Origin of the sequence: Nostoc sp. (genome assembly GCF_036917095.1) — a bacterium.
Classification (GTDB): Bacteria; Cyanobacteriota; Cyanobacteriia; order Cyanobacteriales; family Nostocaceae; genus Nostoc.
In genome coordinates this window covers 88,158-105,038 of record NZ_JBALFH010000041.1, presented here as the reverse complement: position 1 = coordinate 105,038, position 16,881 = coordinate 88,158, and the positions used below count along the sequence as shown (strand labels likewise).

Here is a 16,881-nt window from a genome sequence, read left to right as displayed (position 1 = left end):
TTGTCTAAGAAGACCAATTTGACTTACTCTGGTTTTCACCACAAGTTCGGAGTTTAATAGAAGCAATTATAGAGAACGAATGCTTATGTTTATTACTCTCGCCAAACCGCCTAAAAAGGGGTACTATTTGTTACACAGCATCCAAGGCTCTCAAAGCATTGTAGAGGCTTAGGCAATGATTGAAATGAAAGTCGCTGGCATAGCATTAGATGCCATAACCCGCAGCCCGATCGTCCTTTTGAAAGATTCTTCAGATCGGCGGGCTTTGCCAATTTACATTGGTCAGGAACAGGCTAGGGCAATTATGGGCGCACTGGAGAATCAGAAGCCTCCCAGACCCTTAACCCACGACCTGATTGTGAATCTTCTAGAGACTTGGAACATGACTCTAGAAAAAGTAATTATTCATTCCCTGCAAAAGGATACATTTTATGCGGCTTTAATTGTCCAGCAAGGCGAGGTGAAAAAAGAAATTGACGCGCGTCCTAGCGATGCGATCGCCATTGCCCTCCGTACAAATACCCCCATTTGGGTAATGGAAGAAGTCATTGCCGATGCTTCTATCCCTGTCGATCGCGATGCAGATGAAGCCGAACAGCAAGCCTTTCGTGAATTTATTTCCAATCTCCGTCCCGAAGATTTGATTAAGCGCTTTGGTAATGGTGACAGTTAGGCAATTTTAGATTTTGAATTTTGGATTTTGGTGAAGCAGCGCGGTCTTCTCCCAAAGGGAGAGGCTAGCGCCTGCCGTAGGATGCCCGAAGGGCTGTAGGGGGTTTCCCCCATGAGTAACTGCTGTTAGCGAGTCTTCTCCCAAACGGAGAAGGGATTGAAGTAAAAATCTAAAATCTAAAATCTAAAATTGAATGACTCCTAACTTTGTTAAAGATGCAATACCGACGCTTTGGGAAAACGAATCTGCGCCTCTCGGTTTTTTCTCTGGGAACAATGCGCTACTTGGCTGATTTTGAAAATGCTCGCCAGACTCTCGAACAAGCCTTAGCGCTAGGAATTAATCATCTAGAAACTGCCAGAGGTTACGGCAAAAGTGAGGAGTATCTTGGTAGGGCGCTAAAAGCTGGGTTGTCAGTACCCCGAACGAGGCTTCATGTCACTACCAAAATCTCAGCCACAGCAGATGCTGACACAATGCGTCGGTGCATCGACGAATCTCTAGAACGATTACAGCTAGATTATTTAGATTGTTTAGGCGTTCATGGTTTAAACACCTGGCAACATTTGGAGTGGGTGCAAGCCAAAAATGGCTGTATGCAAGCCGTGGAGGAAGCTGTTGCTGATGGTCGAGTGCGACACGTTGGGTTTTCCAGCCACGGCCCATTAGAGGTAATTCAGGCTGCAATAAATACAGATTTTTTTGAATTTGTCAATCTGCATTATTACTATTTTTTTCAACGGCATGCACCAGCGATTCAACTAGCTGCCGAAAAGGACATGGGGATTTTTATAATTTCCCCTGCTGACAAGGGAGGACGCCTCTACACGCCACCTCAAACCTTAAAAGACTTATGTTACCCGTATTCACCCTTAGAACTAAGCTATCGATTCTTACTTGCTGATAGCCGTATTAATACTTTGAGTATAGGGCCAGCAAACCCAGATGAATTAAGGGAACCTTTGCGAATTGCTGACGATGATGGAGAGTTAACATCAGCAGAATTTTCTGCTTTTGAGCGGTTAGAAAATCACCAAAAAGTTGCTTTGCAAACTGATAAGTGTAGCCAGTGTTATGCTTGTTTGCCCTGCCCAGAAAATATCAATATTCCAGAGGTATTGCGGTTACGTAATCTTGCAGTGGCATACGATATGACTGACTATGGGCAATATCGTTACGGAATGTTTGAAAATGCCGGTCACTGGTTCCCTGGAATGAAAGGCAACCGTTGTACAGAATGCGGTGACTGTTTGCCTCGGTGTCCAGAAAAGTTAGATATTCCAGCTTTATTGGAAGATGCTCACCAAAAATTAAATGGGAAAGCAGGTAGGAGATTGTGGGGATAAAAATATAAACAAGAGTCAGAATTCAGAATTCAGAATATCTGTCTCGTAATTTTGACTTCTGGCTCCTGAGTTCTGAGTTCTTTGTTGTTAAAATTAATAAATATTTAATAGAGTTAGGTAGATCCGCCCAAGCTGGGGTATCTCGCGCAAAGAAAGATGAAAATTAAAAAAAAAGAAATATCCTCCGCCAATCACTGACGGTTTTCCGCTACAGTGGACGGGCTGTAAGCTTAGTATGGACTACTAGTAGATCGCTTACTATTCTTCTGGCGAGTTTAACAATAGTTGCTGGTCTTTTACCGGCGGCGATATCCTACATCAGTAAGTTAATTGTGGATGCAGTGGTACTTGCCTCTCAAGTTAACTCACAAAGCAATGGTTTTGTCAATATTTATCCTTCCCTATCTTATGTAGGATTAGAAGCGATCGCTGTAATTTTACTAGCAGGCAGTCAACGGGGAATCACCATTTGTCAGTCGTTATTGCGGGCGCTAATGGGTCAGCGAGTGAATGTACTCATCTTAGAAAAGGCGCTGACACTCGATCTTAGGCAGTTTGAAGACTCAGAATTTTATGACAAATTAACCAATGCCCGCCGAGAAGCATCAGTTCGTCCTCTTTCTTTAGTAAACCGCACCTTTGGGTTAGTGCAAAATGCCCTTTCCTTAATCACCTACGGTATTTTGCTAGTAAATTTCTCAGGTTGGGCAGTGGTGGTGCTGATTTTGGCAGCTATGCCTGTATTTATTTCCGAAACAAAGTTTGCTGGAGAAGGCTTTCGCTTGTTTAGTTGGCGTGCCGCAGAAACTCGTCAACAGCACTACTTAGAAAATCTGCTAGCAAGAGAAGATTTTGTCACAGAAGTCAAACTCTACCAACTGGGAGAGATGTTGCTAGGGCGTTACCGCAACCTGTTTGAGCAACTTTATGGCGAAGACCGCGATTTGACTCTCCGGCGAGGACTGTGGGGGTATCTCCTGGGTTTAGTCAGTACTGGTGCTTTTTACCTAGCTTATGCTTGGATTGTACTGGAAACAGTGCTAGGTAAGATTTCCTTGGGAGATATGACAATGTATCTCACTGTTTTTCGCCAAGGACAGTCTACTTTCTCTAATGCCCTTACTTCTATTGGAGGGATGTATGAAGACAACCTATATCTATCAAATCTCTATGATTTTCTGGAAGAAGAAGTACCAAAATCTTGGGGTAAGGCAACCATTGGTTTAAATCCTCAAGATGGTATCCGTTTCGAGAATGTATCATTTACTTATCCAGGAAGTTCTAAGCCAGCGTTGACAAACATTTCGCTGCATTTGAAACCCAGAGAGAAACTGGCAATTGTGGGTGAAAACGGTTCCGGGAAAACTACCTTAATCAAACTACTTACCCGACTCTACACGCCAGACTCTGGGCGAATTTTCTTAGATGGCTTGGACTTGCAAGAATGGGATGTGGATGTGCTGCGGCGTCGCATTGGTGTGATTTTTCAGAACTTTGTCCGCTACCAATTCACTGTAGGGGAGAATATTGGCGTGGGTGATGTAGAACATCTCGAAAATAAAACCCGGTGGCAAACTGCTGCTGAAAAAGGCATGGCGCAATCTTTTATTGACCAATTACCCCAAAGTTTCCAGACTCAACTTGGTCGTTGGTTTAAGGGAGGACAGGAACTTTCTGGGGGACAGTGGCAGAAAATTGCTTTGTCTCGTGCTTTTATGCGATCGCAAGCAGATATCTTGGTGTTAGATGAACCAACATCAGCAATAGATGCCCAAGCTGAGTTTGAGATTTTCAATCATTTTCGCGCTATTACTCAAAATCAGATGGTACTTTTGATTTCCCATCGCTTCTCGACGGTACGAATGGCTGACAAAATCCTAGTTATAGAAAACGGGGAAGTTATAGAACAAGGAACTCACGAAGAACTGTTAGAGGTAGGAGGACGTTATGCCAAATTGTTTCTATTACAAGCCGCTGGTTATCAATAGTATGCGATCTATTTTGTGAATTTAGATAGCGATGCCTACGGCGGGCATAAGTGTCAACTTAACGCGAAACCCTCATTCCGCAAGGAACTGAAGTTCCTTGCTCATAGCAAAAGTCATCTAAAGATGACTAGATATCACCCAAAATCTTGAGTCTACTTTAGTAAACTTTCGCTATTAGCCTTGGAATTGATTCCAAGGCGGGTGTGAAGGCCAAGCGAGAAGCTATTTTTAGCTTAAGTTGACACCAATGCTACGGCGGGCTACGCCTACGCTCACTTTATACAAAGCACATAACATCTCTATCTAACCACGTTAAACTGTTCAGTAAATATGGGTCACTAGACGCTCCGTATCGTTAAACATTGCTACCCGATAAAATTATGCAAATAACAAAACAGCGATACTATACCCCAGAGGAATATTTAGAGTTAGAAGAAGCTGCTGACTATAAAAGTGAATACATTGACGGGCAAATAATTCCTATGGCGGGTGGAACAATAAATCACAATCGAATCTCGTTGAATCTAAGTGCTGCCTTAAATTTTGCGTTTCGCCAGCAAGACTACGAAGTTTTCATGAGTGATGTTCGTCTGTGGATACCCCAAAAGCGTACCTATACCTATCCAGATGTGATGATTCTGGCGGGTGAAGCAGAGTTTTTTAACAACCGAAAGGATATAATTCTTAATCCACAGATTATTGTTGAGGTTTTATCAAAATCGACCAAAGGCTACGATCGCGAAAATAAATTTCAGGCTTACCGAACAATTTCTACGTTTCAAGAATATCTGTTAATTGACCAAACACAGATTCATATAGATCAATTTTCCAAAACTGGGAAAAAGCAATGGACGCTTCGTGAATATGATGAAGAAGATGAAGCGATCGCACTTGTAACCGTACCATTTGAGATTTCCTTACAGGATTTATACAACAAAGTTAAGTTTGAGCCTGTTGAGTCTGAAGGGGAAAGTGCTGATATTGAAGGATTGGGGTAAGGGTGCGATCGCTCATTATTTTTGTATATCTAAATTGTTTAAACCGCCAATTTTAGGAAAACTTTCTAACTCGAACTCATTTTTTATAAGCTGAGAAATATTATTTATTGTTTCAGGCAAACCAAAAACCATAAGAGTATTGAGTGTAGTTTTTCTAATTCCCCCAGTCTGAGGTTCTGGATGACCTATATTTCGCAGAATATCAGAAAGTTTTATTGAGGGATGAGAGTGAACGTTGAAAGTTAATCTATCTTGATTTGCAAAACGTATGTACCAATCGTAGTCTGCTAGAGTATTTAGCTTAATATCTTGGTTTCCACCCAAAAATTCAGTATGTTCAATATTAGGTTGAAATAATTCTCTTAATTCCTGCATTCCATCATCCCATTTCAACTCATCCTCTGAAAAAATAAATTCAGAATCAACTTGCTTAACTTTTTTCTGAAGTTCATACCCTTTGCAAAGACTTCGATTCAAAAAGGCATACTGGTAGAGTATTTCTGGCATTTCTACTCCAAGAGTATATAAACTGCGTCCTTCACAGAATGCGCGAGCCTCATCACGCAGTTGATTTATTAGTAGACCAATATCTTTAGTAGCAAAATTTGTGTAATCTCCTCCTTTAGCTTCAAAGGCATCAGCTTTTGCTCTGACACTAAAAGCAAGAGCTACCATTAGCGGTAATCTTTCCGGTTTGCCTATGTCAATACGATTAAGTTGAGTTCGCAGCCAAGCTTCTAATTCCTCGGCTCTTTGAATAAGTGGATCTGCTTCTAGTAACTCAGGCACTGTATAGGTAAATCGTTCATAGGTTTTGAGTAGTAGAAAAGTTCGAGTCTCAAACTCTTCTCTACGCCTACGAGCTTCTAAATCTTTAACTTCTTCTACAATATTTTGAAAACCTGTACGCATCTCCTCACGGAGAATATTCATTTGCTGTGCTAAGTTAGACTGATTACAAACTAATAACTCAAGAGTGCGGTGTTGAACAGTAAGAGCATTTTTAATATTGTTCAAATAAGTCTGAATATGTTCATGATTTCTGTCTAATTTATCTGAGACTAATTGAGCTTGTTCATGATTTCTGTCTAACTTATCAACACATGATTGAATCTGCTCATGATTTCGGTCTAATTTCTTTTTGACCTTGTGAAGTTGGACAGAATTGTAAATACCTACACCAAGATTGAGTATATTTAGTCCCAGATTAGCAATGTTAAACATATCAATAGCTGGTCTAACGGATTGAATTGTCTCTCCACTCGCTCTATAGCGGGTACACCAAGTACCTGCTTCACCTTCAACTACCTCATAATCTGAGGCATTTCCTCCCTTAAACAAATGTGGTTCTGGCCGCTGAGTAAAAGGATTAACCATAGTTGTTGTCAAAATAGACTTAATCTCAGTATTCCCTGGAATATTCTTCGTGTATCACTCCTTCTAGGTAAAAAGCGATCGCCTAACTTACACGTCTAGGTTTTACCAGCCTTCAATCCCTTGTCATACTTCTGTCTATATTTGTGAATAGCAGATTTGAGTCTTCCTTTCAGTTCTGGCGGATTTTGCATTACTGATATAAACAAATCTCTGTCACGATCGCATAGCACTAAACTTTTAGATTCTTTCAACATAGTTAATTTCCGCCTTCAGCGTAGTTATTCTTAGTGGGCAATGTATACACAATATTTATTTTGAGCATCACATGCTGTTTTTGCCCCCTCTGAACTAGGAATTAAATTGCTACGGAGGAAATAGCGATCGCCCCACCATCCCCCAATAACTTCGATAAAATCACTATGGTGCTAGTTAACCCTCCCTAAATCTGATGAAAAGCGATCGCTCCCCTTCCCAACTCTCCCTTCAACGTCCCGAACTACTCGCACCAGCAGGTAACTGGGAATGTGCTAAAGCTGCTGTGGAAAATGGGGCAGATGCGATTTACTTCGGTTTGGATCGCTTCAACGCCAGAATGCGGGCACAAAACTTTACTGAGGCCGACTTACCCCAATTGATGACATTTCTGCATCGTCGCGGCGTAAAGGGTTATGTCACTGTCAACACACTAATATTTCCCAAAGAACTAGCAGAAGCACAGCAATATCTCCGCACAATTATTGCCGCAGGTGTGGATGCAGCGATCGTTCAAGATATTGGTATATGCCGTCTCATCTGTCACCTGTCGCCCGATTTCCCTATCCATGCTTCCACCCAAATGACGATCACCAGTGCGGCTGGAGTGGAATTTGCCAAGTCCCTCGGTTGTCAATTAGTAGTGCTGGCGCGTGAATGTTCTCTTCAGGAAATCAATAAAATTCAGCAGCAGATTGCCCAACAGGAAACTTCGCTGCCCTTGGAAGTCTTTGTTCACGGTGCTTTGTGCGTGGCGTATTCCGGTCAGTGTTTGACTAGCGAGGCTTTAGGCGGACGTTCTGCAAACCGAGGTGAATGTGCCCAAGCTTGCCGGATGCCCTACGATTTAATCGCTGATGGCGAAGTTGTGAATTTAAAAGAACGCAAATATTTACTTAGTCCTCAAGACTTAGCAGGGTTAGATGTTCTGCCAGATTTAGTCAAATCAGGAGTAACTTGTCTCAAGATAGAAGGTCGTTTGAAAGCCCCAGAGTATGTTGCCAATGTCACCCGTGTTTATCGGCAAGCTTTGGATAGTGTAATAACGGAATTGGAAAGACCTAACTCCCTAACCCCCTTCCCTGGTAAGGAAGGGGGAATAAAAGCTCCCCTCTCCGTTTCGGAGAGGGGCTGGGGGAGAGGTCAATCAGATCGAGAACACTACAACCTGGAAATGGCATTTTCTCGCGGACTCTACACGGGTTGGTTTGGCGGAATTAATAATCAGGAACTAGTTCACGCCCGCTTTGGTAAAAAACGTGGGGTTTATTTGGGTGAAGTCAGCCGCATTCACAACGAACAGGTAACAGTCAAATTGGAAGCGCCTGTAAAACCAGGGGATGGAATTGTATTTGATTGCGGTCATCCAGAGGCGAAGGAAGAAGGCGGCCGGGTTTATGCTGTGGTGTCCAAAGGTAAAGAAACCATGCTGACATTTGGGCGAAATGACTTGAACCTGCGCCGAGTGCATATAGGCGATCGCATTTGGAAAACCAGCGATCCAGAACTCGATAAGCAACTACGTCAAAGTTTTGCAGGCGAGAACCCCCAATTTCAGCGTCCGATTGACTTGGAGGTTTATGGAGAAGTTGGTCAGGCGTTAACTGCGATCGCCCGCGATCGACTCGGTAATATTGTCCAAGTAGAGTCTGCAATTTCCCTGGTGGAGGCGCACACCAAACCTTTAGATACAGACCGTTTACAAGAACAATTTGGTCGTCTCGGTAACACCCCTTTTTGTTTGGGAACGCTAACCAATCATCTCAGTGGTACTTTTATGCTACCCGTCAGTGAATTGAACCGGATGCGGCGGGAAATTGTCGTGCAGTTAGAAGAATTGCGAAGTCAACCCAAACGTTGGCAATTACGTTCTGATGTTTCTTTCCAAAATCTACTACCCTCCTCATCTCCCTTATCCCTTTCATCTCCTACACTCATAGTCTTAGTACGAAACCTCAAGCAACTCCAAGCCGCCCTTAAAGCTGGTATTGAAACACTGTACTGTGAATTTGAAGACCCTCGCGCCTACCGAGAAGCCGTGCAGCTAGTACATAAACAAAGGCAACAATCCCCATTTCCCACAATTTGGGTTGCACCACCCCGAATTACCAAACCGGGGGAAAATTGGATTTTGCAGCAGGTACGTGCTTCAGAAGCAGATGGCTATCTAATACGCAACTATGACCAATTGCAATTCTTTGCTCAAGACCGTTGTATTGGAGATTTCTCACTCAACGTTGCTAATCCTTTAACAGCAGACTACTTTCAGCAACACTTTGGTTTAGAAAGGCTGACGGCATCCTACGACCTGAATATTATCCAACTGCAAGACCTGCTTACCAGTTGCCCACCCCAGTGGTTTGAGGTGACAATCCATCAACACATGCCGATGTTTCACATGGAGCATTGTGTATTTTGTGCCTTTCTATCGACAGGTACAGACTACACTAACTGTGGACGACCTTGTGAAAAGCAGGAAGTGAAATTGCGCGATCGCGTTGGTAGCGAACATGTCCTCAAAGCAGATGTAGGTTGTCGCAATACTGTATTTAACGGCACTGCTCAAACCGGAGCCGAGTACGTACAGCGCCTTATAGAACTGGGATTACGTCAGTTTCGTATTGAGTTTGTCAATGAAACACCAGAACAAGTGAGTAAAACAATACATTGCTATACTCAACTACTGCAAGGCGAGATTACAGGTTCTCAACTCTGGCGCGAGTTGAAACTACAAAATCAATTGGGCGTAACTCGTGGCCCTATGGGAGTGTCTGCATTGCGATAATAATTGCAAGCTGCCCTATTCACCACTGCTGGGCAGCTTGTTTAACTATTTCCACAAGCCGCAACACAGTTGAGGATGTCTCATTTTTTCGCCAAATCATTGCGATCGCTACTTGTGGGCTAGGTTCTTGTACAGTTTTATAAACTACCCCAATCCGTTGCAAATTTTGCAAAGATGCTGGGACGATCGCCACACCCATCTCGGCTGCTACTAGGCTGACAATCGTTTGCATCTGGATAGCTTCTTGGGCAACCTTGGGACTAAAGCCTGCTTGCTGGCAGAGACTAATGATCGAGTCGTAAAGTCCTGGTGCTAATATCCTGGGAAATAAAATAAACGGTTCATTGGCAAGGGATGTCAAACAAACATCAGATTGACTCGCTAGCAAATGCGCTTCCGGTAGTGCCACCATCAACGACTCTTGAAAAATTGTTTCGCAGCTAAATCTATTGTCTTCAACAGGTGGACGCAATAATCCAACATCCATTCGGCCTTCTCGTAACCACTCTAACTGTTGATCTGTTGTCAGTTCATGCAACTCAATGCTCACACCAGGAACACAACTACGAAAGGTTCGCAAAATAATAGGCAAAATATTATACGCTGCCGAACTGACAAAGCCGACTACCAACTGTCCAATTTCGCCCCGACTGGTTTGCCGCCCGACTTCGATTGCCTGTTGTAATTGCCTCATAATTTGCTGGACTTCACCCAGAAACACTTGCCCCGCTTCTGTTAACTGTACTTTTCGTTTCGTGCGGTGAAACAGTTCAAAACCCAATTCTCCCTCTAGCTGCCGAATTTGTTGACTTAGGGGAGGTTGGGCAATGTGTAATCGTTCCGCAGCCCGTCCAAAGTGCAATTCTTCGGCCAAGGTGACAAAGTAGCGCAAGTGTCGTAGTTCCATCTGTTACCTAAACTCATATCTTTAAAATATTAGTTAAGGTGAAAATATATATTGGACATAATTAAAAATATTTTCTACTGTGATAATTAGGCGGTGATGAATCGGCAAATTAACATACTGTAATTTCACTACTTATGAATAATCTTTCAATACCTAAAAATTCTTGGGATGCTGCTCTTTACCAAGATAAACACGCTTTTGTCTGGCAGTATGGTGAGGACTTACTAAAATTCCTGAACCCTCAGCCAGGAGAATCCATATTGGATCTTGGCTGTGGTACTGGACAACTCACAGAAAAAATTGCCCAAGCTGGTGCTGAAGTAAGGGGAGTTGATTATGCACCCGCGATGATCGAAAAGGCCAGAGAAAATTATCCCCATATCCGCTTTGATGTTGCTGATGCTAGGAACCTTCAAATAGATAAGCCATTGGATGCTGTGTTTTCCAACGCTGTATTGCATTGGGTAAAAGAAGCAGATAGTGCGATCGCTTCCATCCATCAATCCCTAAAACCCGGAGGCCGTTTTGTGGCAGAATTTGGTGGTAAGGGAAATGTGCAAGCGATCGCCACAGTTTTGGAAAGCGCCTTAGAAGCAATTAATATACCCACACAAGCCCTAAATCCCTGGTATTTTCCTAGTATCGGCGAATACGCCACCCTACTGGAACAGCAAGGCTTTGATGTCATTCATGCCATGCTTTTTGCTCGTCCAACTCCTTTAGCAGAAGGAGAAGCAGGTATGACAAACTGGATTCAGATGTTCGCTAGCACTTTTTTAGAAGGACTGTCTGGCGAGCAACAAATACAAGTAATTCGCGTCGTTGAGGAATATCTCAAGCCGACGCTGTATCAACAAGGAACTTGGACAGCAGACTATCGAAGAATTCGCATCGTTGCCATTAAACTTTAAAATGTGCGAATTTTGACTAGTGCCTTAATTACGTTAGCGACTCAGACGCTCCTACGTCGCTAACGCTTCACTATCGAGCGTCATTACGAATTAGTATCAGCTATGCATATACCCAAATTGTGCGAACGCCAAACATCGTTTTTATTATTACTAACCATTAGCCTCACTACTTTACTAGTCCCGCCCTCACTAGCACAAACTCCCCCAATACCGTCGCCTTCTAGTGCGCCTCTAGAACTAGACTTATTGACCAAGCCAAAAGACTATGTAATCACAGCTAACACCATAAACCCAGAACGATTAACCGTTCCTAGTTTATGGTGGGCACAAGCAAACTCTGAGGAAAAGCTATTGGATAATTGGATAGCATATCCACCTTCTGAAAAAGAACCTGCACGAGTAGACTTGATCGTGAATCAGCAAATTTGGAGCTTACTAGACTATGTAGAGCGTTACAACTTCGTAAATCGCCTGGGTAGCACTGCACGGAACTTTGGTTACAACGTCCGGGTATTTAATTATCAAAAAGAACCCTTGGCAACCTACACTTGCAACTTTAATACAAGTCCAGCTTTATGCAGTATCCAAACGAATGTTAAGAACAAGATAGGGTTACAGCGTTTACTCTAGTCAGGAGTTAGGAAATGGGGAATTGGGAGCAGGGGGAAAATTCCTCTCCCAATGCCCAATTAAACCTTAATTTTGGCGAACAAAGACTCGTATTGTTTCATTGCTGATGGGGGTAAGGGAAGCAAAAATTCGCTTTTATCAAAAACTTCGCGATCGCTCTGCAAAAAGCTCCGTAATGGTTCTTGGATATCGGAAGCGGCAATATTTGTAGAAATTGGCGAATTACTTTTGGTAAGCACCGAAATTTGTTTAGCTGTGCTTGGTTGCCAACAAAAATCAATCCATCGATCTGATAAAGTACTCTTAGTAATACCTGCGGGACGTACCCACAAATCTGCCCAGATTGCTGTTCCTGACTGGGGGATAACTGCGGCAAGTTGCGGATAACGTCCCAAAGCTGGCAGTACATCACTTGACCAACCAACCGCTAGCCAAGTATCTCCCATAATTAGAGGTTCCAAGTAGTTATTGGAACTGTAGAACTTCACCTGTTGATTTAATGTCTGTAATTCCTTTTCCAAGTCTGGTACTTGGTCAAGATTCTCTGTATTGTAAGATTTTCCTAGCTTCTTTAAAACCAGACCAATAACTTCTCGTGGTTGATTAAGTAAAGAAATGCGCTGTTGCATTCCATCTCGCCACAAATCACTCCAATCATTGGGCGTCCATCCTAAATTTCGCAACTTGTCACGGTTATAAATAATCACCGTGCTACCCCACCTGTAAGGCGCACCCCAGACCTTCCCTTGAGTATCCAAGTTACCTTGGTCGTTGCGCGTTACCAGTTTCTTCCATCTTTCATCTAAAACAGACCACTGCTTTAATTGGTTTCCCTGTACCTCTTGGAGTGGTTGAATCAATTTTTGCTCAATAGCTGCTTTTAGCCAGTAATCTCCCAATGTCACTAGGTCTACATCAGCCGTTTTTTGACCTTGCCTAAAGGGATTGAGTTGCTTTATACCCTTTAGCAAGCGACTCAATCCCTGCTCATCGGTGGCTTTTGGTTTCTGCTGCCAATTTTGTAATTGCTGAAATAAATCTTGTATCTGCTCAACTGGAGCAAACTTTAATTGCACCTGTTGCTGCAAACCTTTATGGAATTGATTAACTACCTGACCAGGTATAGAACCTTTTAATAACTGTACTTTTAGTTGCGTCTGGTTGTTTCCACCACAGCCAAAAAGCAGTTGTGAAAGTGCCAGTGTACTCGTACCCAGCAAAAAAGACCGTCGATCCATTGATTTTGGATTTGAGATTTTTGATTATACCTAATATTAAGCAGAGATTCACCAGAGGCTGACTAGCTGAAAAAGTAGAATTGGAAAAATATCAGTGTTTTTCTTGGTAATACCGATATTTTGGAATATTTGAGTCAAATTAGAGACTTTTTTGGCAAATAGCTACCTAAAGATTAGTTTTTCGCCATAAATTTCCTCAGTAGTACTTATGACCAAATTTTACTTATTATTTAGAAATAATGATTTAAATGTCACATTTGCACCAAAAATTATCAATACTTAAATAATCCATAAGTATAGTTAACATTGAGAGTAAATTGAATAACATATAAAAAATGTACGGATGAGGGTATTAAATGGAGCCATTACAGAAGCAAATCCTGACTTTAAGCGAAAAACTGGATGCGCTCTGCCAAGTGATTGAGCAGCTTGATGGTAAAGTCGCTCAGGCTTTCTCAGAATGTTCCTTAGCAAATACACAAGCAAAGGATAACGATCGGGAAAATAGCACTGCTGGAGGCTATCAGTTTAAAGGACGTAACAATTTCAATCCAGAAATGGAACACAAGGATGTGTTGACAGATGGCATTTATCTAGATATGCATCGTCAAGGTGGAGAAAACATAACACCAGAAATTCAAATACAACGACTGACAGCACAATTAACAGCGGCATACAATCGCATTGCTGCCTTAGAAGAACAATTACTTAGAGAGAGAATTCATTAAATTTAACCTGAGTTCAACGAATTAAAAAAATGGCTGGAGGTAGGGAAGACAAGCCTTTAGGTTCAATGTCGAGTGATGGTTTTGTAAGCATATATGTAAGTATAAGCAACTAATCCACCTATCAAATTGATAAAAAACTTAAACACACTATTACATATATTTACGTAATAGTGTGATATATCTACCTATAGGCTTTTAGTATATACCTCACTATGAAACAAAAAAAAACAACCCTAAGACTGGTGTCGTTAGGGTCTTGTATGGTTTAAAAACCAAGATTTTCTTATTAATCTGCGTTTTTATCATTAGTGTTTTTGGCATCTTGTTATCAAATTGGTTGATGACAAGCCAGACAGCTTTTGCAAAAATTGACCTTTTACAACCTGCTCCGACTCAACCGCTAGGCTATTACGACTATTTTGGCAAACTGCTGAGTCCTCAAGAAGCATCACAACTAGTTGCAAATAAGGGACTCAATCCCAATAATCCCATTTCCTATCAACGGGTGGGGGCAGTTAAAATTACTAAGGAATTAATCGCCCAAGGTGAAGATATATTCTTGAACCGGAAGATTGGCGACACATTTGGTCTGCAAGGGGTATTTGGTTTAGGGCAAGGCTTTAATGCTTTATCAAATGAAATAGGTGCAGCGATCGCTAATTTGCACGGACAATCAACGACAAACCTAAAAATTACTCTCCAGAAGGATTTAACTATAGGTAGTCGAACTTTACCCAAAGGGACTGTTATTCCTACAGGTTTGAAATTCCAAAAGGGACAAGTTGTTGCATTAGGAAGCGCACCTAACGGCGATATTACCTGTGCGATCTGTCATGCAAGCCTTTCTAGTGAAGGTAAAACTCTTTCAGGAGTGCCTAATGGTGAACTTGCTGTCTTCCTTTTCGTTGCCTTATCACCAAATTCAGCCGCAGGGTTTGCGCGGTTAAACTTCAATCCGCTAGATCCACAATACAAAGGCAATGGGAAAATTATTTTAGACAGTAAAGGAAATAAAGTAGAATTACCCGATCCTGAAAAGTTTGAAAAAGCTTTCGACGATGCAGTATTGGATGTGCCTTTTGGTAATTCTGAGAATTCATCAGATAGTATCAACGATACTACTCAAATTCCCAGTATGTTCACATTTAAGAATCATCCTTATTTCCTTGATGGACAGTTTGCTGTAGGCCCGTTTGCAGGACTCAGCGCTGTCAGCAATGGTGTTCATTCTTCAGAAAACAATCTGTTGGCAGCTGCTCAACTCAGTGCAAAAACCCTTGGTATAGATCCAGAAGTTTATATTGGTACATTTCTTCAAAATGCCGCTGTTCCCAGCCTACGTTTACCAGAAGGGCCTCCGGTAAAACCCTCACAGTGGTTGCGGAAGCTTGCACCGAATTCTACACAAGCAGAATTAGAAGACCAAATTCCTGCTCCAGGCACAGGAACTTACCCAAACCTACGTCCCAGTTTGTTTACTTACAACGGTTTGGTTTTCAGCCCAAATACAGGGAAGCCTGGTGATATAGCTAGTGGCACTTTCTTATTTGCTGATAACGCTATGTCTGCTTTCCAAAATAGCTTAGTACCACCTGCCAACCAGACTGCCGAAAACTGGCAAGCGTTGAACAGCAATTCTGTTAAACGTGGTGCAAAAATATTTGAGAAAGCCAATTGTGCAACTTGCCATATTCCACCATTCTTTACTGACAACAAAATTCATCCAATTGATGAAATTCGTACTAATCCTGCTCGTGCCCAGTCTCGCTTGGGGCTGAGTAATTTGTTAGTACCACCCAAGCTATATACTTTCAACACTCCCGTTCCCATACCTGCTAAAGCTGAAGTGCTGGATTTACCAACGCAGGGTATCTCCGATAGTCCCACGACTCTACCCAAAGGTATATTGCCAAAAGGCGGTTACAAAACTACTTCCTTGCGTGGTCTTTATTTAAGCGCACCATATTTGCATGATGGTGGTGCAGCAGTACGGGCAGGAAGCCTGAAAGTTGACTCAAATGCGATCGCGGTTGTTGACAAGACTGGCTTAGGGCTTTCTGGCACTCTAAGCCTTGGGATACCTGCCGATCCAGCTAACAGCTTGCGTGCTTTGGTCGATCGCGATCTTCGTGCCTTAGTTGTGAAAGCTAATAAAGCTAACCCTAGTTTAGTGCGTAGTAACCTTGATGGCACAGGTCATTACTTCTACGTAGATAGACAGTCTGGGTTTAATTCCAACCAGCAAACAGACCTGATTAATTTCTTGCTAGCACTTGATGACAATCCTGGAAGCTTTTAATTTTAGCTACAGCTAATATCCTATTTTAATACCAAGTCGTCTAGTGATAGTTCATGAACACGACTTGGTATTACTGTAAAAGTAGAATAGCAGGCACATTTTAATGCAATCTAGATCGCAGATCCACTATGAATCTAACAGATAGATACCTTTATGCGGCTTCTTCTGGGAAGCTACTGCTTGCTTTCGCTTCGTCCACCAGCCAAAACCAAGAGCAACCAATGAGCCACCTACTGTGTAGGGTTCGGGAACAGGACGTGATACGACACTAAAGCTGCCATAATCTACATCGCTTGAAAGCTCTGAATAACCTTCGTTGAAACTACTATAGAATACGTTAACGTTCCCATTTCCGTCTTCCCCGCTTCCAGAAACCAGGTAAGAAAAACCGTTTTGGGTTAACAGGGTCGTACTCGCATTTAAGAGATTATCATTGATTCCGTATGTACCTGGTGAGAGTAACCCGATGATTGTCTCAGTAATTCCTTGGGCTTTCCTTGTCCCAGTTATTCCTGTGATTGTGTAATTGTTTTTTATAGGATCTAAATCGGTGGTGCTAAGGATGCCGCTAGCGGAAATCACTGTACTATTTGGTTCATCACTGGGAAAATAGTACTGAAAATCAAATAGCTGTACAGCTTGTGCCGCAGAAGATGCACCGACACTAGTAATACCGATAACAACACTAGCGGAAGCAATACCAAGCTTTTTTACTAATTTCATCAGATAATTCTCCTGAAAAACAAGAA

Annotated in this window: 14 protein-coding genes; 9 read left to right on the top strand and 5 right to left on the bottom strand. The window is 42.3% G+C overall.

All coding sequences use genetic code 11. The annotated features are described in order from the left end of the window. Positions 1 to 175 precede the first annotated feature (175 nt). The 4 genes from V7L01_RS22530 to V7L01_RS22515 all read left to right on the top strand — a co-directional run bounded on the left by V7L01_RS22530 (position 176) and on the right by V7L01_RS22515 (position 5,005). Positions 176 to 673, top strand: a complete 498-nt coding sequence (locus V7L01_RS22530) for a bifunctional nuclease family protein (protein ID WP_012406891.1) — start codon at positions 176 to 178, stop codon at positions 671 to 673. 215 nt (positions 674 to 888) lie between these two features. After that, a complete protein-coding gene (locus tag V7L01_RS22525; RefSeq protein WP_335038635.1) occupies positions 889 to 2,019 on the top strand; it encodes an aldo/keto reductase in 1,131 nt (376 codons plus the stop codon). 179 nt (positions 2,020 to 2,198) lie between these two features. Then, positions 2,199 to 4,007, top strand: coding sequence for an ABC transporter ATP-binding protein (locus V7L01_RS22520; protein WP_335038879.1), 1,809 nt, complete (start codon positions 2,199 to 2,201; stop codon positions 4,005 to 4,007). 380 nt (positions 4,008 to 4,387) lie between these two features. Continuing rightward, on the top strand, positions 4,388 to 5,005 hold the full coding sequence (locus V7L01_RS22515; protein WP_335038633.1) for a Uma2 family endonuclease: 618 nt from the start codon (positions 4,388 to 4,390) through the stop codon (positions 5,003 to 5,005). A gap of 15 nt (positions 5,006 to 5,020) precedes the next feature. Here V7L01_RS22515 and V7L01_RS22510 read toward each other — a convergent pair whose 3' ends face one another. Both V7L01_RS22510 and V7L01_RS22505 read right to left on the bottom strand, forming a co-directional pair. Further along, positions 5,021 to 6,382: a hypothetical protein gene (locus V7L01_RS22510; RefSeq protein ID WP_335038631.1), complete on the bottom strand. Its 1,362-nt coding sequence runs from the start codon at positions 6,380 to 6,382 to the stop codon at positions 5,021 to 5,023. A gap of 95 nt (positions 6,383 to 6,477) precedes the next feature. Beyond that, entirely contained in the window at positions 6,478 to 6,636 is a 159-nt protein-coding gene (locus V7L01_RS22505) for a hypothetical protein (RefSeq protein ID WP_335038629.1), read from the bottom strand. 194 nt (positions 6,637 to 6,830) lie between these two features. Between V7L01_RS22505 and V7L01_RS22500 the strand changes: the two genes are divergently transcribed. Continuing rightward, positions 6,831 to 9,419, top strand: coding sequence for a U32 family peptidase (locus tag V7L01_RS22500; RefSeq protein WP_335038627.1), 2,589 nt, complete (start codon positions 6,831 to 6,833; stop codon positions 9,417 to 9,419). 19 nt (positions 9,420 to 9,438) lie between these two features. Here V7L01_RS22500 and V7L01_RS22495 read toward each other — a convergent pair whose 3' ends face one another. Further along, positions 9,439 to 10,326: a LysR family transcriptional regulator gene (locus tag V7L01_RS22495; RefSeq protein WP_335038625.1), complete on the bottom strand. Its 888-nt coding sequence runs from the start codon at positions 10,324 to 10,326 to the stop codon at positions 9,439 to 9,441. 134 nt (positions 10,327 to 10,460) lie between these two features. On the opposite strand from V7L01_RS22495, the gene V7L01_RS22490 reads away from it, so the two are divergent. After that, positions 10,461 to 11,237 (top strand): methyltransferase domain-containing protein, encoded by a 777-nt coding sequence (locus tag V7L01_RS22490; protein WP_335038623.1) that lies wholly within the window; start codon positions 10,461 to 10,463, stop codon positions 11,235 to 11,237. A gap of 102 nt (positions 11,238 to 11,339) precedes the next feature. Then, positions 11,340 to 11,867 (top strand): hypothetical protein, encoded by a 528-nt coding sequence (locus V7L01_RS22485; RefSeq protein WP_335038621.1) that lies wholly within the window; start codon positions 11,340 to 11,342, stop codon positions 11,865 to 11,867. Between the two features lie 59 nt (positions 11,868 to 11,926). On the opposite strand, the gene V7L01_RS22480 is transcribed toward V7L01_RS22485, so the two are convergent. Continuing rightward, the gene (locus V7L01_RS22480) at positions 11,927 to 13,105 is read right to left on the bottom strand and encodes an extracellular solute-binding protein (protein WP_335038619.1); all 1,179 of its coding nucleotides are present in this window, start codon (positions 13,103 to 13,105) and stop codon (positions 11,927 to 11,929) included. A 356-nt stretch (positions 13,106 to 13,461) separates the two neighbouring features. Between V7L01_RS22480 and V7L01_RS22475 the strand changes: the two genes are divergently transcribed. Next, on the top strand, positions 13,462 to 13,833 hold the full coding sequence (locus V7L01_RS22475; RefSeq protein WP_335038617.1) for a hypothetical protein: 372 nt from the start codon (positions 13,462 to 13,464) through the stop codon (positions 13,831 to 13,833). Positions 13,834 to 14,173: 340 nt separating this feature from the next. Next, the gene (locus V7L01_RS22470) at positions 14,174 to 16,132 is read left to right on the top strand and encodes a di-heme oxidoredictase family protein (RefSeq protein WP_335038614.1); all 1,959 of its coding nucleotides are present in this window, start codon (positions 14,174 to 14,176) and stop codon (positions 16,130 to 16,132) included. Between the two features lie 126 nt (positions 16,133 to 16,258). On the opposite strand, the gene V7L01_RS22465 is transcribed toward V7L01_RS22470, so the two are convergent. After that, positions 16,259 to 16,855 (bottom strand): PEP-CTERM sorting domain-containing protein, encoded by a 597-nt coding sequence (locus V7L01_RS22465; RefSeq protein WP_335038612.1) that lies wholly within the window; start codon positions 16,853 to 16,855, stop codon positions 16,259 to 16,261. Positions 16,856 to 16,881: the final 26 nt, after the last annotated feature.

What these genes read in the sequence shown, in the direction of transcription:
- V7L01_RS22515 (WP_335038633.1), top strand. Translation starts at nt 4,388, where the DNA reads ATGCAAATAACAAAACAGCGATACTATACCCCAGAGGAATATTTAGAG.
- V7L01_RS22510 (WP_335038631.1), bottom strand. Translation starts at nt 6,382, where the DNA reads ATGGTTAATCCTTTTACTCAGCGGCCAGAACCACATTTGTTTAAGGGA.
- V7L01_RS22525 (WP_335038635.1), top strand. Translation starts at nt 889, where the DNA reads ATGCAATACCGACGCTTTGGGAAAACGAATCTGCGCCTCTCGGTTTTT.
- V7L01_RS22470 (WP_335038614.1), top strand. Translation starts at nt 14,174, where the DNA reads ATGACAAGCCAGACAGCTTTTGCAAAAATTGACCTTTTACAACCTGCT.
- V7L01_RS22490 (WP_335038623.1), top strand. Translation starts at nt 10,461, where the DNA reads ATGAATAATCTTTCAATACCTAAAAATTCTTGGGATGCTGCTCTTTAC.
- V7L01_RS22505 (WP_335038629.1), bottom strand. Translation starts at nt 6,636, where the DNA reads ATGTTGAAAGAATCTAAAAGTTTAGTGCTATGCGATCGTGACAGAGAT.
- V7L01_RS22480 (WP_335038619.1), bottom strand. Translation starts at nt 13,105, where the DNA reads ATGGATCGACGGTCTTTTTTGCTGGGTACGAGTACACTGGCACTTTCA.
- V7L01_RS22500 (WP_335038627.1), top strand. Translation starts at nt 6,831, where the DNA reads ATGAAAAGCGATCGCTCCCCTTCCCAACTCTCCCTTCAACGTCCCGAA.
- V7L01_RS22495 (WP_335038625.1), bottom strand. Translation starts at nt 10,326, where the DNA reads ATGGAACTACGACACTTGCGCTACTTTGTCACCTTGGCCGAAGAATTG.
- V7L01_RS22530 (WP_012406891.1), top strand. Translation starts at nt 176, where the DNA reads ATGATTGAAATGAAAGTCGCTGGCATAGCATTAGATGCCATAACCCGC.
- V7L01_RS22465 (WP_335038612.1), bottom strand. Translation starts at nt 16,855, where the DNA reads ATGAAATTAGTAAAAAAGCTTGGTATTGCTTCCGCTAGTGTTGTTATC.
- V7L01_RS22485 (WP_335038621.1), top strand. Translation starts at nt 11,340, where the DNA reads ATGCATATACCCAAATTGTGCGAACGCCAAACATCGTTTTTATTATTA.
- V7L01_RS22475 (WP_335038617.1), top strand. Translation starts at nt 13,462, where the DNA reads ATGGAGCCATTACAGAAGCAAATCCTGACTTTAAGCGAAAAACTGGAT.